Genomic DNA, 22,986 nt, shown 5'->3' with positions numbered 1-22,986 from the left:
GCACGGCGGGTTAGCGCAGCGTAACCCGCCAGCGCCGCACAGAACGGCGCGCCGGGCACCCGAGAAATAGTGGAGACTAAGTATGAACGCACCAGTCAAAGATTCCCACCTGGAATCCGGTAAGCCAGCGCAAGACATTTCGCTAGACGACAAATGGACCCTGGAGCGCGGCCGCGCCTTCATGACCGGCACCCAGGCGCTGATCCGCCTGCCCATGATGCAGCGCGAGCGCGACCTGAAAGCGGGCCTGAACACGGCCGGCTACATCACCGGCTACCGCGGTTCGCCCGTCACCAGCGTCGACATGACGGCCATGAAGGCCAAGAAATACCTCGACGCGCACCACGTCAAATTCCACCCCGGCATGAACGAAGACCTGGCGGCCACCGCCGTCTGGGGCACCCAGCAGACCAATCTGTTCGAGGACGCCAAGTACGATGGCGTATTCTCCATGTGGTACGGCAAGGGCCCGGGCGTGGACCGCTGCGGCGACGTCTTCAAGCACGCCAACAACGCCGGCTCGGCCAAGCACGGCGGCGTGCTGGTGCTGGCCGGCGACGACCACGCCGCCAAGTCGTCCTCCACCGCGCACCAGTCCGACCACATCCTGAACGCCTGCGGCATCCCGGTGCTGTACCCGTCCTCGGTGCAGGAATACATCGACTACGGCCTGCACGCCTGGGCCATGAGCCGCTACACCGGCCTGTGGGTGTCGATGAAGTGCGTCACCGACATCATCGAATCGGGCGCCGTGGTCGACTTCGACCCGGACCGCGTGCAGATCGAGCTGCCGACCGACTTCGAACTGCCGGCGGGCGGCCTGAACATCCGCTGGCCGGACACCGTGCTGGACATGGAAGTGCGCATGAACAGCTACAAGTGGTACGCCGCGCTGGCCTACTGCCGTGCCAACAAGCTGAACAAGATCATCTGGGACTCGCCCCAGCCGAAGATCGGCATCATCACCGCCGGCAAGTCCTACCTCGACACGCGCCAGGCGCTGGCCGACCTGGGCATCGACGAGCAGGCCGCGGCCGACATCGGCATCCGCCTGTACAAGATCGGCATGACCTGGCCGCTGGAAGCGGACGGCGTGCATGAATTCGCCAAGGGCCTGGACGAGATCCTGGTGGTGGAGGAGAAGCGCCAGATCCTGGAATACGCGCTCAAGGAAGAGCTGTACAACCTGCCGGACGGCCAGCGTCCGCGCGTGGTGGGCAAGTTCGACGACACCGGCGAGTGGAGCAACAAGGGCAAGACCGGCCACGGCGACTGGCTGCTGCCGGCCACCTACGAGCTGAACCCGGCGCAGATCGCGCGCGCCATCGCCTCGCGCATCGCGCACTATTGCGCCGGCCATCCGGTGGCCAAGCGGGTGCAGGAGCGCATCGCCTTCCTGGAAGCGAAGGAGCTGGCGCTAAAGACGCTGCCGGTGAAAGCCAATCCGGAAACCGACCGCACGCCGTTCTTCTGCTCCGGCTGCCCGCACAACTCGTCGACCAAGGTGCCGGAAGGCTCGCGCGCGCTGGCCGGCATCGGCTGCCACTACATGGTGCTGTGGATGGACCGCGAAACGTCCACCTTCACCCACATGGGCGCGGAGGGCGTGACCTGGGTCGGCCAGGCGCCGTTCACCAACGAGAAGCACGTGTTCACCAACCTGGGCGACGGCACCTACTTCCACTCCGGCATCCTGGCGATCCGCGCGGCGGTGGCGGCCAAGGTCAACATCACCTATAAGATCCTGTTCAACGACGCCGTCGCCATGACCGGCGGCCAGGCTTTCGACGGCCCGCTCGATCCCGGCATGATCTCGCGCCAGATCGCGGCCGAGGGCGTGACGCCGATCATCGTCGTGACCGACGAACCGGACAAATACCCGGACGACTACAAGTGGGCCGAAGGCGTGACCGTGCGCCACCGTTCGGAGCTGATGGACGTGCAGCGCGAGCTGCGCGACATGCCCGGCGTGTCGGCCATGATTTACGACCAGACCTGCGCCTCCGAGAAGCGCCGCCGCCGCAAGCGCAACGAATACCCTGATCCGGCCAAGCGCGCCGTGATCAACGAAGCCGTGTGCGAAGGCTGCGGCGACTGCTCGGTGCAGTCGAACTGCCTGTCGGTGGAGCCGCTGGAAACGGAACTGGGGCGCAAGCGCCAGATCAACCAGTCCTCCTGCAACAAGGACTTCTCCTGCACCACCGGCTTCTGCCCGTCGTTCGTGACGGTGGAAGGCGGCGCGCTGAAGAAGCCGAAGAAGGCCGCCTCCGGCGACACCGCCATGCCGGCGCTGCCGTCGCCGGTGCTGCAGTCGACCGCCGAGCCGTACGGCATCCTGATCACCGGCATCGGCGGCACCGGCGTGGTCACCGTGGGCCAGATCCTGGCCATGGCGGCGCACGTGGAAGGCAAGGGCGCGGTGGTACTGGACATGAGCGGCCTGGCGCAGAAGGGCGGCCCGGTGATGTCGCACGTGCGCCTGGCGGACAGGCAGTCCGACCTGCACTCGACCCGCGTCGGCACCGGCGCGGCCAACCTGGTGATCGGCTGCGACCAGATCGTCACGGCCAGCCGCGACGCGCTGTCGCGCATGGGCGAGGGCCGCACCTGGGCCGCCGTCAACTCCACCGGCGCCACCACGGCGGCGTTCGTGAAGAACCCGGACTGGCAGTTCCCGGGCGCCGCTTCGCAAAGCGAAATCATGCGCGCCTGCGGTGCCGAGCGCGTGGAATTCGTCGACGCCGGCCAGATCGCCACCGCGCTGATGGGCGACGCCATCGCCACCAATATGTTCATGCTGGGCTACGCTTTCCAGAAGGGGCAAGTGCCGCTGACGGAAGCGTCGCTGCTCAAGGCGATTGAACTGAACGGCGTGTCGGTCGGCTTCAACAAGACCGCCTTCAACTGGGGCCGCACCGCCGCGCACGACCTCGGCCTGGTGACGAAAATGACCACGCCGGCCAAGGTGATCGAGTTCAAGCGCACCCAGTCGCTGGACGACATCATCAACCGCCGCATGGAACTGCTGACGGCTTACCAGGACGCGTCCTACGCCGCCAAGTACAAGCAGTTCGTGGACCATGTGCGCGCCGAAGAGGGCAAGCTCGGCAATAAGCAGCTGCGCCTGACCGAAGCGGTGGCGCGCTACTTCTACAAGCTGATGGCCTACAAGGACGAGTACGAAGTGGCGCGGCTGTACACCGATCCGGCGTTCAGGGAAAAGGTGGCGAACATGTTCGAAGGCGACTACCAGATCACGTTCCACCTGGCGCCGCCGCTGCTGGCCAAGACCGACGCCGAAGGCCACCTGATCAAGCAGCAGTTCGGCCCGTGGATGATGAAAGCCTTCGGCGTGCTGGCCAGGTTCAAAGGCCTGCGCGGCACCGCGCTGGACATCTTCGGCTACACGGAGGAGCGCAAGATGGAACGCGCGCTGATCGCCGAGTACCGCAGCACGGTGGGCGGGCTGCTGGGCAAGTTGAGCGCGGACAACCTGGCGCAGGCGGTGGCCATCGCCAGCATTCCTGAGGACATCCGCGGCTATGGCCACGTCAAGGAGCGCCACCTGAAGGCGGCCAAGGCCAAGGAAGCGGGCCTGCTGGCCAGCTTCAACGCGCCCGCCGCCACGCACCACGCGGCATAGCAAGCGCGAGGCTGGCCCGGCCCGATGCTTGCAATTGGTTGCAACTTCGGCGCCGGGCCTACTTGCTTGGCGGCTATAATCTTTCGATGACTTCTTTCCCAGCCAAGGCCATGGCCGCGCTGCTGGCGGCGGGCCTGGCCGGTCTGGCCGGCTGCGGCGGCGGCCAGCAGCAAGGCGAGCCCGTCGCGCCACCGCCGCCGGTGACGCCGGAGCCGCCCGTGACCCCGCCGGTCACGCCCCCCGTCACGCCCCCCGTGGAGCCGCCGGTGCCGCCGGTCAAGCCGCCGCCCACCGCCGCCATCGAGGTGATGGACCGGTGTGTTGCGCCGCGCACGGGCGTGTTCTACCCGGACCGCCAGGGCACCCTGGCCGACGAGCTGGATTTCCTGCGCCTGTACACCGACGAAACCTATCTCTGGTACAAGGAAGTGCCGAAGGACCTGAAGCAGTCCAGCTACACCGATCCGCTGGCCTACTTCAAGGACCTGAAGACGCCGCTGCTGACCGCCTCCGGCCAGCCCAAGGACAAGTACCACTTCACCTACACCAGCGCCGAGTGGGACGACATCGAGCAGGGCGTGGACCTGGGCTACGGCGTGCAGTGGGTGCGCAGCAGCGCCTCGGGCAGCGTGCCGCGCGTGTGGCACGTCTCCGGCGTGGCGCCGGGCACGGCGGCGGATTTTGCCGGCCTGCAGCGCGGCGACCGGCTGATCGGCCTGGACGGGCTCGATTTCGTCAACGCCAGCGGCGCCGACAGCGTGGCGCGCCTGAACGCCGCCCTGTTCCCGGTGGCGGCCGGCGAGCAGCACCGCTACGTGGTCGCGCGCGGCGAGCGCCAGCTCGACGTGGTGATGGTGGCCGCGCGCGTGGTCACGCCGCCGGTGCCGGTGGCCAAGGTGCTGAGCACCGGTTCCGCCAAGGTCGGCTACCTGCTGTTCAACGAGCACACCGGCGTGGCCGAGAACCAGCTGATCAAGGCGTTCAGCCAGTTCCAGGCGGCCAAGGTGTCCGAGCTGGTGATCGACCTGCGCTACAACGGCGGCGGCCTGGTGCTGGTGGCCAGCGAACTGGCCTACATGGTCGCCGGGCCGCTGCAGACCGAGGGCAAGATCTTCGAGCGCCCGGTCGGCAGCGACAGGATCGCGCCGCGCCAGCCCACCGCCTTCCGCAGCAAGGCGATCGGCTTCAGTTCCCTGGACCCGGCCAAGAGCGGCACCGAGCTGCCTTACCTGGGCCTCAAGCGCGTGACGGTGCTGACCGGGCCCGGCACCTGCTCGGCCAGCGAAATGCTCATCAACAGCCTGCGCGGCGTGGACGTGGAAGTGACTATCGTCGGCGGCGCCACCTGCGGCAAGCCGTACTCGTTCTCGCCGGCGCCGAACTGCGGCATCACCTATTTCATGGTGCAGTACCAAAGCTATAACCAGAAAGGCCAGAGCGACTACGCGGACGGCTTTGCGCCCACCTGCCCGGCGAACGACGACCTGTCGCGCGCGCTGGGCGATCCGGCCGAGGGGCAGCTGTCGGTTGCGCTGCAGTACATGGCCAGCGGCAGCTGCCCGGCGGCAGCGGCGCGCGCCAGGGCCGCCGCTGCGCCGCTGATGACGCCGGTCCGCCCCCAGGGCCGCGAGATCGCCGTCCAGCCGGCGGCGCGGTAGGGCGCCATTGCGGCATGGCCGGGCCTGCGCTACCTGCTGCGGCCCGGCTCGCTCTATAATTTCCGGATGTTGCATTCCCCTCAACCGCCGGAGTCCCGATACATGAAACGTAGTGCCTTGCTGCTCGCCCTGTCCGCCGCCTTGCCGCTGACCCATTTGCCCCTGGCCCATGCCGCCGCCCCGTCCACGCTGGTCACCGCTGCGGAGCGCTCCGGTTTCCAGGAAACCGGCCGCTACGAGGAAGTGCAGCAGCTGTGCAAGGCTTTCCAGTCCGCCTACCCCAAGCAGGTGCGCTGCTTCGAATTCGGCCGCACGCCGGAAGGCCGGCCGATGCTGGCGCTGGCCGTGTCGCGCACCGGCGCGCTGACGGCGGAGCAGGCCAAAAAACGCGGCCTGCCGGTGCTGCTGGTGCAGGGCGGCATCCACGCCGGCGAGATCGACGGCAAGGACGCCGGCTTCCTGGCGCTGCGCGAAGCGCTGGAGGGCAAGGCCGCGCCGGGCGCGCTGGACAAGCAGGTGCTGCTGTTCGTGCCGGTGTTTAACGTCGACGGCCACGAGCGCTTCGGCCAGTGGAACCGTCCCAACCAGCGCGGCCCGCTGGCCATGGGCTGGCGCACCACGTCGCAGAACTACAACCTGAACCGCGACTACATCAAGGCCGACGCGCCGGAAATGCACGCCATGCTGGCGCTGGTCAACGCCTGGGACCCGCTGGCCTATATCGACCTGCACGTCACCGATGGCGCCAAGTTCCAGCCGGACGTGTCGATCCAGGTGGAGCCGGTGCACGGCGGCGACGCGGCGCTGATGCCGGCCGGCCTGGCGCTGCGCGAAGCGGTGATGGACGACTTGCGCAAGCAGGGCTCCGATCCCAAGCATTTCTACATCTCCTTCGCCAAGACCGACGACCCGCAGTCGGGCTTCGAGGACAGCATGCCGGCGCCGCGCTTTTCGACCGGCTACTTCCCGCTGCGCAACCGTTTCGCGATGCTGGTGGAAACCCATTCGTGGAAGGATTATCCGACCCGCGTGCGCATCACGCGCAACACCATCGTCTCGCTGCTGTCGCAGGTGGCCGAGCACGGCGCCGAGTGGCGCAAGCTGGCGCAGGCGGCCGACGAGCGCGCGCTGAACCTGGGCAACCAGCTGGTGCCGCTCAGCTACCGCACCACCGACCGCACGCGCATGATCCAGTTCGCGGGCTACGAGTACACGCGCACCCCGTCCGACGTGTCCGGCGCGCTGTGGACCCGCTACGACGAGAGCAAGCCGCAGACCTGGACCGTGCCGCTGCGCGACGAAGTGGTGCCCAACTTGCAGCTGGCGGCGCCGGCCGGCGGCTACCTGGTGCCGGCCGGGCAGGCGTCCATGGTGGCAGACAAGCTGAAGCAGCACGGCATCAGCTACAAGGTGCTCAACGCGGACCTGGGCAAGGTGGAGGTGGAGACCTTCCGCGCCGACAAGAGCAAGTTCGGCGCGCAATCGTTTGAAGGCCGCCAGGCGCTGGCGGTGGAAGGCGGGTGGCAGAAGGAAGCGCGCGACGTGGGCCGCGGCGCGCTGTTCGTGCCGATCGCGCAGCCCAAGTCGCGCCTGGTGGTGGCCATGCTGGAGCCGCTGAGCGCCGATTCGCTGCTGGCCTGGGGCGCTTTCAACAATGCCTTCGAGCGCAAGGAGTACATGGAGGAATACGTGGCCGAGGAAGTGGCGCGCGAGCAGTTGCGGGATCCGGCCGTGGCGGCCGAGTTCAAGCGCAAGCTGGACACCGACCCCGCGTTCGCCGCCAGTTCCGCCCAGCGCCTGGAGTTCTTCGCCCGCCGCCACGCATCGTGGGACGAGCGCTTCAAGCTGTACCCGGTGATGCGCAGCGCCGTGGTGCGTTGATCCTTTAGCGCAGGCACGCTCAGGCACTCGTGTCGATACGGGTGCCTTTTTTCTGCTCGGTCTTCTGCATCTCCTCGACCACCAGTTCGCCCAGCTTGTCCTCGACGGCCTTGCGCTGCTCCGGCGGCATGGCGGCCAGTTCCTCCTCGCTGATGCCCAGCTTCTTCAGCAGCGCCTCGCGCATGCGTTCTGCGGGCGTCTGCTTCATGTAAGCTTCCAGCTCCGCCGCTGCATCCTTCGCCAGCGCGGGACCACCCTCCATGGCGCCGTCCAGCGCCGCCCGGAAATCGGCGGAGCCCATTTTCTTGACGAATTCCAGCTTGCCCTGCACTGCGTTGGCGTTGATGTCTACCTTCATGGCCTATCCTTAAGTTGAGATAGTGCTCATGAGCGGAGGGGCGACGCAAGGGGAATGCTGCAGCGCATCCAGCTTGCGCAGCTCGGGCCGGGGCGGCAGCTGGTGCGGCAGGCGCAAGCCCCACACCAGGCCGGCGCGGCGCAGCACCAGCAAGGTCCACCAGCCCGGGTCCCATTCGCCGGCGTACAGGCCGAGGCAGGCCGATCCCGGATACGCGTGGTGGTTGTTGTGCCAGCATTCGCCCATGGTCAGCAAGGACACGAAGCGGATGTTGTGGCCCTGCACCGCCGCGCCGCGCACCTCGGCGTGCATGGGGCCGTTGTTGTGCGCGAAGTAGCCGATCAGCCAGTGCCCGAAGATGCCTGCCGCGATGCGGGCGCACACGCCCCACACCACAAAGCCCCAGCCGCCGATGGCATACAGCAGCAAGGCCGGCGGCAGCTGCTGCAGCATCCAGGTGCGTTCCAGGAAGCGGTAGAAACGGTCCTGTGCGATGGCCGGTTCGAGCCGGATGGCGGGCGGCGTGTCCAGCGCCAGGTGGCAGTGAATCTGCCACCAGCCGTCGCGCCAGAAACCTCGGCCGTGGCGCAGGTAGTCGTGGCAGTCCGGCATGCGCTGCGCGTAGTCGCGCAATTCATGCTGGCGCAGCAGGCCGAGCGGGCCGGCCAGGCCGACCTGCACGCCGCAGTACACCAGCGCGTACTCCAGCCATTTCGGGCATTGGAAACTGTCGTGTATCAGCTTGCGGTGGCTGCCCAGCGAGTGGCCGAACAGCAGCACAAAGCCGGTGGCGGCGAGGAAGAGGGCGAAGGCGGTCCAGGTGAAAGTGGCGAAGCCTCCGAGCAGCGCGGTGCCCGCCATGCCGCTGAACCACAGCGACTTGAGGGGCGCATAGCGCACCGTGCCCCGGATCACGCCTGCGGGGTCCGCGTTCTGGACGCGGTGCTGTTTCAGGCTGTCTGGCATCGGGGGCATGGCATTCTCCGGTCTAGTCTTTGCGGTTGCGCCGCCGAGCGGCGATGACGGCGGACTCACGTTTGAGCGGCCTGCCGGTGGGGCACAGTTCCAGCGCGTAGCTGGTGAGCGTGTTGGCGACGTTGCCGGCGGTGAGCTTGTAGAACACGAACTGGCCGCGCCGTTCGCTGCTGATCAGCCCCGCGTTCTCCAGCACCGACAGGTGACGAGAAATCGCCGGCGCGCTCATCTCGAAGCGCGCCGCCAGCTCGGACGTGTTCATCTCCGCTTCGGCCAGATAAGCCAGGATCTTGCGGCGTGGCGCAGACGCGAGCGCTTCAAAAACTTTGTCGAGGGACATGATGACTGAATTAGATAATTAACGAATTTGTTAATACATTAGCCGATGAGTGCGCGCCTGGTGTAAAGCAGGAGGGGCTTGTGCATATTTGGGGAGGGTTACAGCGGCTGCAGCGGGATGGTGCCGGGCAGGGTGCTCGGCGTGGAGCAGGGCTCTTCGTCGAAGGCGATGTCGCCCAGCGGGTTGGCTTGGCCGTCGGCCTTGATGTCCTTGAAGCCGAACAGGTCGCGGTCCATCAGGTGCGACGGCACCACCGTCGACAGCGACGAAAAGATGTTGTCCACCCGGCCCGGGTGCTTTTTGTCCCATTCGCGCATCAGGTTCTTGATCTGCTTGCGCTGCAGGTTTTCCTGCGAGCCGCACAGGTCGCACGGGATGATGGGGAAGCCCTTCACCTCGGCGTAGCGCTCGGTGTCCACTTCCTTCACGTAGGCCATCGGGCGGATCACCATGTGCTTGCCGTCGTCCGACACCAGCTTGGCCGGCATGCCCTTGAGCTTGCCGCCGAAGAACATATTGAGGAAGAAGGTTTCCAGGATGTCGTCGCGGTGGTGGCCGAGGGCGATCTTGTTGCAGCCCAGCTCGTCGGCCACCCGGTACAGGATGCCGCGCCGCAGGCGCGAGCACAGCGAGCAGGTGGTCTTGCCTTCCGGAATCAGGCGCTTGACGATGCTGTAGGTGTCCTGGTTTTCAATGTGGTAGGGGATGCCCAGCTTGTCCAGGTAGGCCGGCAGGATGTCGGCCGGGAAGTTGGGCTGCTTCTGGTCCAGGTTGACGGCCACGATCTCGAAATTGATCGGCGCGCGCTCGCGCAGCGTCATCAGGATGTCCAGCAGCGCGTAGCTGTCCTTGCCGCCGGACAGGCACACCATCACCTTGTCGCCGTCTTCGATCATGTTGAAGTCGCCGATGGCCTGGCCTACCAGGCGGCACAGGCGCTTGTGCAGCTTGTTGTTTTCCAGTGCGATCTTTTCGGCCGACTTGCCGGCCGGGGCCACTGGCGCGCCGGCCAGGTTTTCCATCACTGCGTTCATTACACGTCATCCTTAATGCGGAACACTTCCACGCCCACGCCTTCGCAATCCGGGTAGACGTCCGGTTTCATGGTCGATACGCGCACGGCGCGCACGCGCGGGTGCGTCAGCATGGCTTTGACCACGTCGTCGCACAGGGTTTCCTGCAGGTGCACATGGCCCTCGGCCATGCGGCGCGCGATGGTGTCGCGCATGAAGTCGTAGTCCACCACTTCGTGCAGCTCGTCGGCGGTCGGGGTCGACAGCGCCAGCGGAATGTACAGGTCCACATTGATCAGGACGCGCTGCTCGCCCTTCTTCTCGAAATCGTGCACGCCGATGTTGATCAGCACTTCGTAGTTGCGCAGGAACAGGCGGCGGCAGTCTTGGAGCCGGGGGTGGGTCAGGGCGGACAGCATGGTTGAACTTTCAGTAAAGAGTATAAAGAGTTATTTGGCGAGGAACATCACGTCGCGCGGCGAGGCCTGCAAATGCTGGCCGCCGTCCACCAGCAGGGTGGTGCCGGTCAGCGCGCGCGCGCCGGCCGCGTACAGCACGGCGGCCACGATGTCCTCCGGCGTGCTGGAACGGCCCAGCGGCGTTTGCGTGTGCGCCTTGGCGAAGCCCGCCTCGCTCTGGTCGCCGGACACCAGCGTGATGCCGGGCGCGATGCCGACCACGCGCACTTTCGGCGCCAGTTCCTGGGCCAGCAAGGTCGTGGCCGTGTGCAGCGCGGCCTTGGACAAGGTATAGGACAGGAAGTCGGGATTGAGATTGTACAGTTTTTGGTCCAGCAGATTCAAAACCACGGCCTGGGCCCCGTCCGGCGTGGCCGCGTGCAGCGCCTGCGCCAGCAGGATGGGCGCGGCCACATTGGCCGCCATGTGCGCTGCCAGCCGCGCCTGCGTGAAGTCGGCCGCGCTGTCGTAATCGAACAGCGAGGCGTTGTTGACCACGCAGGCCACCGGCCCCAGCACGCCGGCCGCCTGCGGCAGCAGGCGCCGCACGGCCGCCTCGTCGGCCAGGTCGCAGGGCAGGGCGATGGCGCGCCGGCCCAGGGCGGCGATCTGCGCCACCACTTGCTGCGCCTCGGCCAGCGAATGCCGGTAGTGCACCGCCACGTCCCAGCCGGCGCGCGCCATGCCGAGCGCGATGGCGCGCCCGATGCGGCGCCCGGCGCCGGTCACCAGCGCAACCGGAGCGACTGCGGCCGCCGCCGGCCCGGCCCCTGCCGGGACCGTGTTCTCTGCCTGAGTCATGAATAGTTCCGTCGAATTGTTTAAAATGCCGGGATGTCCCTACCCGCACCCTCTAGCGACGCGCTGGCCGCGTCCCACGCCTTGCAGCACCTGATCGCCGCCGATATCGAGCGCGCGCCGGGCGCCATTCCCTTCGCCCGCTTCATGGAGCTGGCCCTGTACGCGCCCGGCCTGGGCTACTACAGCGGCGGCGCCGCCAAACTGGGCAAGGATGGCGATTTTACAACCGCCCCCGAGCTGACGCCGCTGTTCGGCGCCGCGCTGGCCCGCGTGGCAGGCGCTATTATCGCTCAAAGCGCGCCCCGCATCCTCGAGTTCGGCGCCGGCACCGGCAAGCTGGCTTTCGACATCCTGACCGAGCTGGCGGCCGCCGGCGTGGCGCTGGAGCAGTACGCCATCGTGGAATTGTCGGGCGAACTGCGCGCGCGCCAGCAGGACAAGCTGCGCGCCTTCCCGCAGGTGGTGTGGCTGGACGCCTTGCCGGACGCCTGGGACGGCGTGGTGTTCGGCAACGAAGTGCTGGACGCCATGCCGGTGCACCTGGTGCGCAAGACGGCCGCCGGCTGGCGCGAACTGCACGTGACCGTGGAGGCCGGCCGTTTCGCCTACGAAGAGCACGCGCTGGGCGGCGAGCTGCAGCAGCAGCTGGCCAGCCAGATCGGCGCCGAGCAGGAAGCCGGCTTGCCCGAAGGCTACGAGACCGAGCTGCACGGCACCGCCTGCGGCTTCATGGCCACCCTGGCGCGCATGATGGCCAGGGGCAGCGGCGCGGCCTTCCTGTTCGACTACGGCTTCCCCGGCCACGAGTACTACCTGGACCAGCGCGACAAAGGCACCCTGATGTGCCACTACCGCCACCACGCGCACGCCGAGCCGTTCTACCTGCCGGGCTTGCAGGACATTACCGCCCACGTCGACTTCACCGCCATGGCGGTGGCCGCGCAGGACGCCGGCGCCGCCGTGCTGGCCTATATGAACCAGGCCTCCTTCCTGATCGGCGCCGGGGTCGGCGAGCTGCTGCTGCGCACCGATCCGTCCGACGCTATGGCGTATTTGCCACAGGCAAATGCCCTGCAGCGGCTGCTGTCGCCGGCCGAGATGGGCGAGCTGTTTAAAGTGTTGGTTATAGGAAATAACGTGCAGCTGCCGCCTGCGCTGGCCGCCGCCGACCGCAGCCATCGCCTGTAATTGTACGAATTGCCATGCTTTTCATCGGCTGTTCATCAGTTGTAAGATGGGATTGACGGCCCGGAATCAGCTATGATGGTCGATTCAGCGCGGCCCCCCGTCGCGGCGCGCTTGTCGAAAAGTTAATGGAACGATGGGAAAGATACACACTCACTATGACAACCTGAAAGTGGCGCGCATGGCGCCGCAGGAAGTCATACGTGCCGCCTACAAGGCGCTCAGCCAGAAATACCACCCCGACAAGAATCCCGGTGATGAAAAGGCGGCGCGCATCATGGCCATCCTCAACAGCGCCTACGGCACGCTGGCCGATCCGCAGCGCCGCAAGGAGCACGACGAGTGGATTGCCGCCGAGGAATGGGAGATCGAGTGGCTGGAAAGCACGCGCCACGAGGACGGCCACAAGCCGGCCCGCCACGCGGCACCGGACCACGCCTGGCCGGAGCAGGTGGACGAGCCGCGCGCAGCGCGCCCGGCCTGGCGCCGCAACTGGAAATGGGGCGTGGCGCTGGGCGCCAGCCTGATGCTGGGCTGGGTGGGCGGCGTGATGTCGGCCGGCCAGCCGCGCCTGCAGGCCGTGCTGGCCGCCGCGCTGGGCAATAAAAGCGAGTTGAGCGCGTCGGCCGGTGCGCCGGCGGGCGCTCCGTCGTCCTCGGCCGCCGCCTCCGGCGTGCCGGCGCCCGGCGCCCGGCACGACGCCAAGGCCGATGCGCTGGCCGACAGCTGGGCTGTCGCCAAGCCCTACGCCGCCGAGAGCGGCGTGCTGCGCGCGCCGCTGATCAAGGTGGTGGCGCTGTCGCAGGTGGTGCTGCCGGGCACTGCCGCCGCGGCGGCCGCCGATTGCGACAGCGACGGCCAGGCGGCCGTGCTGGCCGCGCCCAACGGCGAGCCGTGGCCGGCGCAGTCCGGCTACGTGGCGGGCTTCCCGATCCAGAACAAGGGCGAGGACATGCAGCTGACGCTGGACAACGGCGGCAACGACTCGCCCGTCTTCATCAAGGTGTACGACCTGGAGCGCAAATCGAATGTGCGCTACGCCTACGTGCTGGCGCGCGACAGCTGGGTGGTCGACAAGCTCGCCAGCGGCAAATACGAAATCCGCTACCAGAACATCGACCCGGCCGCCGACCGGGCGGGCTGCCGGCGGCCAGCGCCGCAGTAATCCGTCTGCGGCCCACGCCGGCGCATGCTGCCGTGCGGCCCGTTTTTCCCATGCTCGGCATGATGTTGCCAGGATGCGGCGCGGCCGACGGCAGGGGTTGTCAGGCTATTAAAATCTGATTATGCTGGGAACCACAGATTGAGCGCCGGCAGAGCGTGTCCGCGCGGCATCGCGCGACCTTGGAGAACGTATGACCGATTCAAACGCTGCAGACGAAAACTGGCTGCTCGACGAGGATGAAGAGGACGCGCCGGTGGCCGGCGTGTCCGCGCTGGACCAGCGCTTGTGGCGCGTGCTGATTGTCGACGACGACGTCGATGTGCACGCGGTGACCCGTCTTGCGCTGCGCAACGTCAGCTTCAAGGGCCGCGAGCTGGAGCTGTTCTCGGCCTATAGCGGGCGCGAAGCCTACGACATCCTGCGCGACACCCCGGACATCGCCCTGGTGCTGCTGGACGTGGTGATGGAAACCGACGACGCCGGCCTGCTGCTGGCGCGCCGCATCCGCGAAGAGCTGCACAACGCCATCGTGCGCGTGGTGCTGCGCACCGGCCAGCCGGGCCAGGCGCCCGAGCAGCGCGTCATCATCGAGTACGACATCAACGACTACAAGGCCAAGACCGAGCTGACCACGCAGAAGCTGTTTACCACGGTGATCTCGGCGCTGCGCGCCTACGAGAGCCTGAACATGCTCGAGCGCAGCCGCGTGGGCCTGGGCAAGATCCTGGCCGGCGCCACCAATCTGTACCAGATCCACTCGCTGCGCGAGTTCGCCTCCGGCGTGCTGAACCAGGTGTCGGCCATCCTCGACGTGGGGGCGGACGGCGTGCTGTGCCTGATGCAGGGCGAGAACGGTCCGGCCACCGTGGTGGCCGCCACCGGCCACTACGCGCCGCTGGCCGACAACGAACGCATGCCGCCCGAACATCCGCTGTGGCCCACTATCGCCAAGGCCTTCGCAGAAAAGAAGAGCCAGTTCGACCATCCCGCCAACGTGCTGTTCATCCACACCCAGGAGCGCGAAGTGGCCATTTCCGTCACGCCGCCCTGGCCGCTGGCGCAGATCCAGCGCGACTTGCTGGAAGTGTTCTGCCAGCGCATCGCCGCCGCGTTCGACAACCTGTACATGTTCGGCCAGCTGCGCAAGGCGCAGGAAGCGACCGTGGTGGCGCTGGCCGACCTGGCCGAGTTCCGCGACAGCGGTACCGGCGGCCACGTGCGGCGGGTGCAGGCGCTGTCGTCGGCGATTGCCGCGCGCATGAAGGAGCGCGGCGTGTACCAGGACGAGCTGACCCCGCAACTGCTGGACATGATAGGCCTGGCCAGCATCCTGCACGACGTGGGCAAGGTGGCCACGCCGGACCATATCCTGCTCAAGCCGGGCGTGCACACGCCGGAAGAGCGGGTGCAGATGCAGACCCACGCCGACGTGGGCCGCACCATCCTGGAGCGCGCCGCCAACATGGTGGACGGGCCCAGCTACCTGCACTTCGGCGCCGAGATCGCCGGCAGCCACCACGAGCATTTCGACGGCCAGGGCTATCCGAACGGGCTGAAGGGGCGCGCCATCCCGCTGTCGGCCCGCATCGTGGCCGTGGTGGACGTGTTCGATTCGCTGCTGCACGAGCGTCCTTACAAGGAACCGTGGCCGTATCCGGAGGTGATGACCTACATCAAGGCCCGCAGCGGCAGCCAGTTCGACCCGGAAGTGGTGCAGGCGCTGCTGGAGGTGATCGAACGCGATCCGCAGCTGGGGCAGCAGCCGCAGTCGGCCAAATAGGCGGCGTCCGGCATGCCCACTGTGGCGGGCCAGCCCCGCCGCAGCCGCATGGCGCGCCCGATGCCCCGCAATTCTCTCCAAATCTCTCCGATGCTCACGCATCCGTACTATACTTTGCCTGTAGGCAGTACGCCGCCGCATCCCTGCGCCGCTGCCATCACGTGCGCCCCGCCCATGCGCAGACGGATAGCGACACCACCCACATGAACCAATCCACCGGCCTGAGCACCGGCCTGAGCAGCGGCCTGAGCGCGCTCATCATCGAGCCCCATCCCGGCATGCGCGCCAGCCTGCACAATATGCTCAACCTGTGCGGCGTGACCCGTATCGAGGACGCCAGCAGCGCCGGCCAGGCGGTGCGCATGCTCTCCAGCAAGACATACGACATCGTATTGTGCGAATACAGCCTGGACGGCGGCCAGGACGGCCAGCAAATGCTGGAGGACTTGCGCCACCACCGGCTGATCCAGCCGGCCACGCTGTTCTTCATGGTCACCGGCGAGGGCCAGTTCAACAAGGTGGTCAGCGCCGCCGAGCTGCAGCCGAACGATTACATCCTGAAACCTTTCACAGCCGACAATATGCTCGAGCGCATCGCCCGCGCGCTCGACAAGCGCAGCGCGCTGTCCGGCATCCGCCAGCTGGTGGCGCTGGGCGACCAGCGCGGTGCCATTGCCGCCTGCCTGGACGGCGAGCGCGGGCAGCCGCGCTACGCGGCCGACTTCCAGCGCCTGCGCGCCGAGCTGCATGTGGAGCTGGGCGAGCCGGAGCTGGCCGAACCGATTTACGCCGAGCTGTACGCCAGCAAGAGCATCCACTGGGCCCGGCTGGGCCAGGCCAAGTGCCTGTTCCTGCGCGGCGCGCACGCGGAGTCGCAAGCCATGCTGGCGGCGCTGGTGGACCAGAACAAGCGCTTCCTGGACGCCTACGACTGGCTGGCGCGCACCCACGAGGTGGGCAGCGACTGGCGCCGCGCGCAAGCCGTGCTGAGCGAGGCGCTGGAGCTGTCGCCGCACGCGGTGCGGCGCTTGCGCCGCCTGGGCGAGGTGGCGCTGGAGGCGGGCGACCTGGACGCGGCCGAGCAGGCCTGGAAACAGGTGGTCAGCAAGGCCCGCTTCTCCGAATTCCGCGATCCCGAAGACCACGCGCGGCTGGTCTCGGCGCTGGTGAAGAAGGGCGACCCGGTGCAGGCTGCCGCCGTGATCCGCGACCTCGACAAAGCGCTGGCCGGGCAGCGCAACACGGCCGTATGCAGCGCCATTGCCTCTGCCATGCTGCACGAATACACCGGCAACGAGGAACGGCTGGAGCAGTCCATCCACTTCGCGCTGGCCGGCTGCCGCCGCGCCAGCGGCCTGTCCAGCGACCTGCGGCTGGAACTGGCGCGCACCTGTCTGGAAGGCGGCAAGCCGGAGCAGGCCGCCGAAGTGCTGCGCGGCGTGATGCGCAACGCCGGCAACGCGGCCGCCATGGCCAAGGCCATGCGGGTGCTGGAGGACGCCGGCCAGGGCGAGCTGGCGCAGCAGCTGGCGGCCGAAAGCCGGCAGGAGGTGGTGGACATGGTGGCGGTGGGCGCGGCGCGCGCCAAGGAAGGCGATTTCCGCGGCGCAGTGGAGCTGATGATGGAGGCGGTGGCCAAGCTGCCGGACAACGGCCAGGTGGTGTTCAACGCGGCCGTGGCGGTGCTCAAGTGCCTGGAGAACACCGGCTGGGACGCGATGCTGGGGCAGGACGCGCTGAACCTGATCGCCAGCGTGCGCCGGCTGGACCCGGTCAACCCCAAGTTGACCGCACTGTCCGCGCTGCACCTGGACATATTGAAGAAATACAACATCCGGGCCGGCAGGCTGGCGGCAATCTAGCGCGGCGCGCGGCGGGCGGCGCTACAATGGCCTTGCCACCTTACCGGACCCAGCGCCATGCCAACAGCAGTCCCTCCGAGTTCCGATCCGCGCACCGACGTGCGGCCCGTCCGCGGCCTGCTGCTGAAGAAACTCTGCAGCGACGAGGGCGTGTTCGCGCTGGGCGTCTCGGTGGGGCGCGTGGTGCAGCTGGTCGATTCGGACGCAGGCGGCACCCAGGAGCTGGCCTACTATGTGCTGTCGGACGCGGCCCTGACGCAAAAGGTGCTGCGCATCGCCAACACGCCGCGCTACCGCAGCGTGGGCGGCATTGCCGTCACCACCATCTCGCGCGCGATTTCCCTGCTCGGCTTCGACAACGTCAAGACCACCGCGCTGGCCATGCTGCTGGTCGACACGCTGGACAACGGCAAGCACGCGCAAAGCGTGCGGGTGGAGCTGGAGGCGGCGCTGTGCGCCAGCCTGATCGGGCGCGAACTGGCGCGCCTGTCCGCCTACCAGGGCGCCGAGGAAGCCTCGATCGGCGCGCTGTTCAAGAACATCGGCCCGCTGCTGATCGCCTCCCAGCAGCACGAGCGCTACCGCGAAATCAATGCGCTGGTGGCCGGCGGCGCGCACAGCGTCAGCCAGGCCTCGCAAATGATACTGGGCAGTACCTACGACACCCTGTCGGCCGCCATCCTCAACGAATGGAAAATTCCGGACGTGATCGTGCGCTCGATCGGCACGCTGCCGCCGGCGCCGCTGCACAAGCCGCCGCCCAGCCGGCAGGACTGGGTGCGGCTGGTGGTGTCGTTCAGCATGGACGCGGCGCGCGCGCTGGCCCGGCCCGGCGGCCTGTCGGCCGACGCGGCGCGCGCGCTGTTCGAGCGCTACGGCGCGGCGCTGGGGCTGGAACGCCAGCGCCTGGAGGACATGCTGGGCGCGGCCCGCGTCGAGATGGACGAGCTGCTCGACAGCCTGCAGCTGCAGCCGGCGCCGCCGCCGCAAGAGGAGGTCACGGCGGGCTTGCCGAACGTGCTGCTGCTGTCGACCATGGACGCCGGCGGCAGCCTGCCCGAGGGGCAGCACGCCAGCGGCAAGCCCTATAACGCGCGCGAGCAGTTGCTGGCCGGCGTGCAGGAAGTGGCGCAGATGCGCGCGGCCGGGCGCTGCAAGGTCAACGAAGTGATCCAGGCGGTGCTGGAAACGCTGTACCGCAGCCTGGGCTTCCGCTTCGCCACCGTGTGCCTGAAGGACGCGCGCAGCGGCAGCTTCCGGGCCCGCATCGCGTTCGGCGAAAAGCACGCCGCGCGCATGGCCGGTTTCGCCTTTCCCATGACGCCCGGGACCGGCAGCGACCTGTTCCACCTGGCCATGCGCAACGACGCCGACCTGATGATCGCCGACGCCGGCGCGCCCAAGATCCGCGACCTGCTGCCGGACTGGCACCGCAAGCTGCTGCCGGACGCGCGCAGCTTCATCGTGCTGCCGCTGGTGGTGCAGGGCGTGCAGCTGGGCCTGTTCTACGCCGACCGCAGCGCGCCCGCGCCGGAAGGCGTGCCGCCCGATGAAACCTCCCTGATCCGCGCCCTCAAAGGGCAGGTTCTGGCGGCGCTGACGCCGCCGTGAGCCGGCGAGCCTGCGCCGCGTACGCCTCGAACTCGGCCACCGGCACGGGCCGCGCGAACAGATAGCCCTGCGCCTCCTCGCAGCCCTTGCTGCGCAGGAACTCGCGCTGGGCCACCGTCTCCACCCCTTCGGCAATCACCTGCAGCCCCAGCGAATGCGCCAGCGCGATCGTGGTGGCGACAATCACCGCGTCGTTCGGGTCGGTCTCGATGTCCTTGACGAAGCCGCGGTCGATCTTGATGCGGTCCAGCTCGAACAGCTTCAGGTAGCTGAGCGAGGAATAGCCGGTGCCGAAGTCGTCGATGGCCACCTTCAGCCCGCGCGAGCGCAATTCGCGCAGCAGCTTGCGGCTGCGCTCCGGATCCTGCATGGCGGCCGACTCGGTGATCTCCAGTTCCAGCAGGGCCGGATCGATGCCGCTGTCGGCCAGCAGCCGGTCCAGCAGCGGCAGCAGGGCGCTGCCGTGGCACTGCCGCGCCGACAGGTTGACCGCCAGCCGCAGATGGCCCAGGCCGCCGTCCCGCCATGCTTGCAGGCGCTGCACGGCGCTCTTCAGCACCCATTCGCCCAGCGGCAGGATCAGGCCGGATTCCTCGGCGATCGGGATGAAGCGGTCCGGCCCCACCATGCCCAGCTCGGGGTGGTGCCAGCGCAGCAGCGCCTCGGCGCCGATCACCGCGCCGCCGCCCAGCTCCACCTGGGCCTGCAGGTAGAGCTCGAACTGGCCCTGCTCCAGCGCCTGCCACAGCCGGCTCTCCAGCAGCAGGCGCTCGTGGGTGGCGGCGTTCATGGCCGGCGAGAAGAACTGGAAGTTGCCCCGGCCCTGGCTCTTGGCGGCGTACATGGCGGTGTCGGCGTGGCGCAGCAGGGTGGCCGCGTCGTTGCCGTCGGACGGGAACATGGCCACGCCCACGCTGGCGCCGCTGTGGATGGTTTTTCCCTGCAGCACAAAGGGCGCGCTCAACGCTTCCACGACGCGCACCGCCACCTGGCTGGCGCTGTCGGGCGTGATGGGCTGGCTGGCGCTGCCGCCGGCCAGCACGATGAACTCGTCCCCGCCCAGGCGGGCGATGGTGTCCACCTCGCGCAGCAGCTCGCGCAGGCGGTTGGCCACACCGATCAGCAGCAAGTCGCCCACTTGATGGCCATGGGTGTCGTTGATTTTCTTGAAGTGGTCGAGGTCGATGAACATCACAGCGCCGTCGGACTGGCTGCGGCGCGACTGGGCCAGCAGCTGGTCCAGCCGCAGGTTCAGCGACAGCCGGTTGTCCAGGCCGGTGAGCGGATCGTGGTGGGCCAGCCGGTAGATGCGCTCCTGCGACCGCTGCTGCTCGGTCAGGTCGTGCAGGATGGCCACGAACAGGTGCTCGTCCGGCAGCTCCACCTCGCTGACCGACACCGCCAGCGGGAAGGCGCTGCCATCGCTGCGCCAGCCGGTCGCCTCGTGCTCGTGGGTCACGCCGCTGGCGATGCTGCGCAGCAGGCCGGCGGCGGTGTCGCCCTCGGCCACCGGCAGCAGGTGCTCCAGGCGCAGGCCCGGCATCTGTTCGGGCGCATAGCCGAACAGGCGCCCGGCCGCGCCGTTGGCCGACACCAGGGTGCCGTCGCTGCCGATGGTGAGGATGGCGTCGGCCGCCTTGTCGAGGATGGCCTGCAGCCGGGCCTCGCGCTCGCGCAGGCGTGCCGTGGCGTCCTTGACCTGGGCCTGGATCAGCGCGCGCTCGCCCGAGATCAGCAGCATCATGCCGCCCAGCAGCGCGGTCAGCAGCAGGCCGCAGGTGAGCACGGTCCAGCTTTGCCAGCCGCGCTGGGCCGCCACGTAGTCGGCCGACGGCGCGACTGTGAGCAGGTAGTCGCGGCCGCCGAAGCGCAGCCGGCGCTGCACGTCGCCGGCCTGCGCGGGGGCCTGCGCCGCGCGCGGCAGGCGGTCGTGCATGGTCAGCGGCCGCGCGCCGCCGACGTCCTGCAGCCGCACCTGCAGCGCCGGAAAGTTCACTTGCGCCACCGCGCGTTCGATGTAGGAATCGGCGTGGATGGAGATCAGCAGCATGCCGATGGTGTCGGCGTCGTCGCCGGCCGCGTGCACCGCCTGCAGCAGCACCATGCCTTTCTCGGCGGCGTGGCGGAACAGCGCCACCGGCGCGCTGACGGTGGGCTGGCCGCTGCGCAGCGCCTGGCGCACCGCCTCGGCGCGCACCGGCTCGCTGAAGAAGTCGATGCCGAGGTAGCGCTTGCTGCTCATCGGCTCGATAAAGACCGACACCATGTACTGCGGGCGCGCCGCGGCGCGTTGCAGGCGCTGCGCCGCGTCTCCTTCGCGCACCTCGAAGTTCGGTTCGATGACTTGCTTGCCCCACTGCTCGAAGGCCGGGCGCTGCGCGTGGCTGAGCGGCTTGAGCCAGCTCATCGACAGCAGCTCGGGACGCTTGTCGAGATAGCCGGAGGCGAAGTTGCTGAAGTCGTTGGCGCTGAGCGCACGCTGCGGATCGTTGAGCGCCTTCGACATGGCGTAGATGAAGCGTTCGTGCTCGCTGAACTGCGCCTGCAGCTGGTCGCCCAGCTGCTGCGACTTGAGGCGGAAGGTCTGCATCTGCTGCGCGTTCTCCCAGTGTTCGACCTGGAAGTAGATGGCCACGAACACCGCGCTCGACACCAGCAGCGGCAGCCCGACCAGCCAGCGCCGGCGCCGCCACAGCGGGCGCGGCTGGCCGATGGCGATCCAGGTCAGCGGCGCGGCCAGCAGCATGCCGGTGGTGTCGCCCAGCCACCAGGTGAACCAGTTGACCGGCAGCGCCGCCGGCGCCAGCGTGCCGAGCAGGCCGCTGGCGCCGATCGCCACGCTGCTGCTGACCAGCGCGAGCAGCGGCGCCAGCAGCAAGAAGCCCAGCACGTCGCGCCCGCGCCCCAGCGCCGGCTGCAGCGCGCGCCGCAGCACCAGCATGGCGATCCACGCTTGCAGCGCGGCGCCGGCGCCGGACGCCAGCGCCGCGCCCAGCGGCAGCCCGCCGGGGAAGGTCAGCGCGCCGGAAGCGCCCAGCGGGATCAGGTTGACCAGCACCGCGCCCAGCGCCACGGCCGGCAGCAGGCGCGGCCCCAGCGTGAACACGGTGGCCAGCGCGATGCCGGCCGGCAGGAACAGCGGCGTGGCGTAGGCGGCGCCCAGCGCCATCTCCAGGCCCATGCGGCCGGTGGCCACATAGGCCAGCAGCAGGGCGGCGTTGGCCAGCAGCGTGCCGGCCCATGGGGTCTTGGCCGGCGGCGCGGGTGGCCGGCGGCGGGGGAGGACTTGTGTTTCCAAACTGGCTCCAGTGTCGGCAGGGCGTGCGTCAAAGACCCATGAATGGTGTCGATTCTATAAGAAATCATTCAACTTAAAAACAACACTTGCACATTCACATTCTTGTGATTACAATCTCGCCCCGAAGCAGACGAAACATCGCAGCTTGCAGGTGGAACGGTAAAACGAACTGCAAACTAGTGTTGACAAGTCAAAGAAGTTGCTTCATACTCTGCGGTTCCTCGCGGAGGGGTGGCCGAGTGGTTAAAGGCGACAGACTGTAAATCTGTTCTTTCGAGTACGCTGGTTCGAATCCAGCCCCCTCCACCAAGTTTTTGCAAGAAAACTGAGTGATAGCAGTGAAGATGATCTAAACCTCGCGGGTGTAGCTCAATGGTAGAGCAGAAGCCTTCCAAGCTTACGACGAGGGTTCGATTCCCTTCACCCGCTCCAGTTAGCTTGCATCTATGTGGTACATCGCAACAAATAAAGCCCTTGTAGCTCAGTGGTAGAGCACTCCCTTGGTAAGGGAGAGGCCACGTGTTCAATCCACGTCAAGGGCACCAGAATTCGCAGTACCAATATCAGCAGTATCTTCAGACAGTCGGGCGCGTGCCCTGCACACTTATCATTGTTAGGAGTCTAAAATGGCAAAAGAAAAGTTCGAGCGGACTAAGCCGCACGTGAACGTTGGCACCATCGGTCACGTTGACCATGGCAAGACCACCCTGACCGCTGCAATCGCAACCGTTCTGTCGAAGAAATTCGGCGGCGAAGCCAAAGCATACGACCAGATCGACGCTGCACCAGAAGAAAAAGCACGCGGCATCACCATCAACACCGCGCACGTTGAATACGAAACCGCCGGCCGTCACTACGCTCACGTTGACTGCCCAGGCCACGCCGACTACATCAAGAACATGATTACCGGTGCTGCGCAGATGGACGGCGCGATCCTGGTTTGCTCCGCAGCCGACGG

Annotated in this window: 16 protein-coding genes and 3 tRNA genes; 12 read left to right on the top strand and 7 right to left on the bottom strand. The window is 67.7% G+C overall.

Features of this window, described 5'->3' with window-relative positions:
• The first annotated feature begins 82 nt into the window (after nucleotides 1–82).
• The 3 genes from ASD15_RS28440 (at nucleotide 83) to ASD15_RS28430 (ending at nucleotide 7,182) form a co-directional block, all read left to right on the top strand.
• The gene (locus tag ASD15_RS28440; protein WP_057158390.1) at nucleotides 83–3,643 is read left to right on the top strand and encodes an indolepyruvate ferredoxin oxidoreductase family protein; all 3,561 of its coding nucleotides are present in this window, start codon (nucleotides 83–85) and stop codon (nucleotides 3,641–3,643) included.
• An 86-nt stretch (nucleotides 3,644–3,729) separates the two neighbouring features.
• The gene (locus tag ASD15_RS28435) at nucleotides 3,730–5,301 is read left to right on the top strand and encodes a S41 family peptidase (RefSeq protein ID WP_057158389.1); all 1,572 of its coding nucleotides are present in this window, start codon (nucleotides 3,730–3,732) and stop codon (nucleotides 5,299–5,301) included.
• Between the two features lie 102 nt (nucleotides 5,302–5,403).
• Nucleotides 5,404–7,182, top strand: coding sequence for a M14 family zinc carboxypeptidase (locus ASD15_RS28430; protein WP_057158388.1), 1,779 nt, complete (start codon nucleotides 5,404–5,406; stop codon nucleotides 7,180–7,182).
• 19 nt (nucleotides 7,183–7,201) lie between these two features.
• Here ASD15_RS28430 and ASD15_RS28425 read toward each other — a convergent pair whose 3' ends face one another.
• The 6 genes from ASD15_RS28425 to ASD15_RS28400 form a co-directional block, all read right to left on the bottom strand.
• Nucleotides 7,202–7,540: a hypothetical protein gene (locus tag ASD15_RS28425; protein ID WP_057158387.1), complete on the bottom strand. Its 339-nt coding sequence runs from the start codon at nucleotides 7,538–7,540 to the stop codon at nucleotides 7,202–7,204.
• A 9-nt stretch (nucleotides 7,541–7,549) separates the two neighbouring features.
• Nucleotides 7,550–8,515: an acyl-CoA desaturase gene (locus ASD15_RS28420; RefSeq protein WP_229418377.1), complete on the bottom strand. Its 966-nt coding sequence runs from the start codon at nucleotides 8,513–8,515 to the stop codon at nucleotides 7,550–7,552.
• 13 nt (nucleotides 8,516–8,528) lie between these two features.
• On the bottom strand, nucleotides 8,529–8,855 hold the full coding sequence (locus ASD15_RS28415) for a metalloregulator ArsR/SmtB family transcription factor (protein ID WP_057158385.1): 327 nt from the start codon (nucleotides 8,853–8,855) through the stop codon (nucleotides 8,529–8,531).
• Nucleotides 8,856–8,953: 98 nt separating this feature from the next.
• Nucleotides 8,954–9,889: a tRNA 2-thiocytidine(32) synthetase TtcA gene (ttcA, locus tag ASD15_RS28410; protein WP_057158384.1), complete on the bottom strand. Its 936-nt coding sequence runs from the start codon at nucleotides 9,887–9,889 to the stop codon at nucleotides 8,954–8,956.
• On the bottom strand, nucleotides 9,889–10,287 hold the full coding sequence (locus tag ASD15_RS28405) for a dihydroneopterin aldolase (protein WP_057158383.1): 399 nt from the start codon (nucleotides 10,285–10,287) through the stop codon (nucleotides 9,889–9,891). Before ASD15_RS28405 ends, ttcA begins: the two co-directional genes overlap by 1 nt.
• 30 nt (nucleotides 10,288–10,317) lie before the next feature.
• A complete protein-coding gene (locus tag ASD15_RS28400) occupies nucleotides 10,318–11,127 on the bottom strand; it encodes an SDR family oxidoreductase (RefSeq protein WP_082552214.1) in 810 nt (269 codons plus the stop codon).
• 33 nt (nucleotides 11,128–11,160) lie between these two features.
• Between ASD15_RS28400 and ASD15_RS28395 the strand changes: the two genes are divergently transcribed.
• The 5 genes from ASD15_RS28395 (at nucleotide 11,161) to ASD15_RS28375 (ending at nucleotide 18,730) form a co-directional block, all read left to right on the top strand.
• Nucleotides 11,161–12,315 carry a class I SAM-dependent methyltransferase gene (locus ASD15_RS28395; RefSeq protein WP_057158381.1) on the top strand — a complete coding sequence of 385 codons (1,155 nt, stop codon included), beginning with the start codon at nucleotides 11,161–11,163 and terminating at the stop codon, nucleotides 12,313–12,315.
• A gap of 133 nt (nucleotides 12,316–12,448) precedes the next feature.
• Nucleotides 12,449–13,477, top strand: coding sequence for a J domain-containing protein (locus ASD15_RS28390; protein ID WP_057158380.1), 1,029 nt, complete (start codon nucleotides 12,449–12,451; stop codon nucleotides 13,475–13,477).
• Between the two features lie 190 nt (nucleotides 13,478–13,667).
• On the top strand, nucleotides 13,668–15,257 hold the full coding sequence (locus ASD15_RS28385; protein ID WP_057158379.1) for a DUF3369 domain-containing protein: 1,590 nt from the start codon (nucleotides 13,668–13,670) through the stop codon (nucleotides 15,255–15,257).
• A 203-nt stretch (nucleotides 15,258–15,460) separates the two neighbouring features.
• Complete coding sequence (locus tag ASD15_RS28380; RefSeq protein WP_057158378.1) at nucleotides 15,461–17,119, top strand: response regulator; 1,659 nt, start codon at nucleotides 15,461–15,463, stop codon at nucleotides 17,117–17,119.
• 57 nt (nucleotides 17,120–17,176) lie between these two features.
• Nucleotides 17,177–18,730, top strand: coding sequence for an HDOD domain-containing protein (locus ASD15_RS28375; protein WP_057158377.1), 1,554 nt, complete (start codon nucleotides 17,177–17,179; stop codon nucleotides 18,728–18,730).
• Here ASD15_RS28375 and ASD15_RS28370 read toward each other — a convergent pair.
• A complete protein-coding gene (locus ASD15_RS28370) occupies nucleotides 18,693–22,028 on the bottom strand; it encodes an EAL domain-containing protein (protein ID WP_057158376.1) in 3,336 nt (1,111 codons plus the stop codon). The two genes, ASD15_RS28375 and ASD15_RS28370, sit on opposite strands and share 38 nt — an antisense overlap.
• Before the next feature lie 225 nt (nucleotides 22,029–22,253).
• On the opposite strand from ASD15_RS28370, the gene ASD15_RS28365 reads away from it, so the two are divergent.
• The 4 genes from ASD15_RS28365 to ASD15_RS28350 form a co-directional block, all read left to right on the top strand.
• Nucleotides 22,254–22,337 (top strand) — tRNA-Tyr (locus ASD15_RS28365).
• A gap of 49 nt (nucleotides 22,338–22,386) precedes the next feature.
• Nucleotides 22,387–22,460: transfer RNA gene (locus tag ASD15_RS28360), tRNA-Gly, on the top strand.
• A gap of 38 nt (nucleotides 22,461–22,498) precedes the next feature.
• Nucleotides 22,499–22,573, top strand: a tRNA-Thr gene (locus ASD15_RS28355).
• An 81-nt stretch (nucleotides 22,574–22,654) separates the two neighbouring features.
• The coding region (locus ASD15_RS28350) for a GTP-binding protein (RefSeq protein ID WP_229418376.1) at nucleotides 22,655–22,986 on the top strand (332 nt) is incomplete at its 3' end.

It is taken from the genome of Massilia sp. Root351 (genome assembly GCF_001425045.1).
Taxonomy (GTDB): Bacteria; Pseudomonadota; Gammaproteobacteria; order Burkholderiales; family Burkholderiaceae_D; genus Rugamonas.
This window is presented reverse-complemented; position numbering and strand designations above follow the sequence as displayed.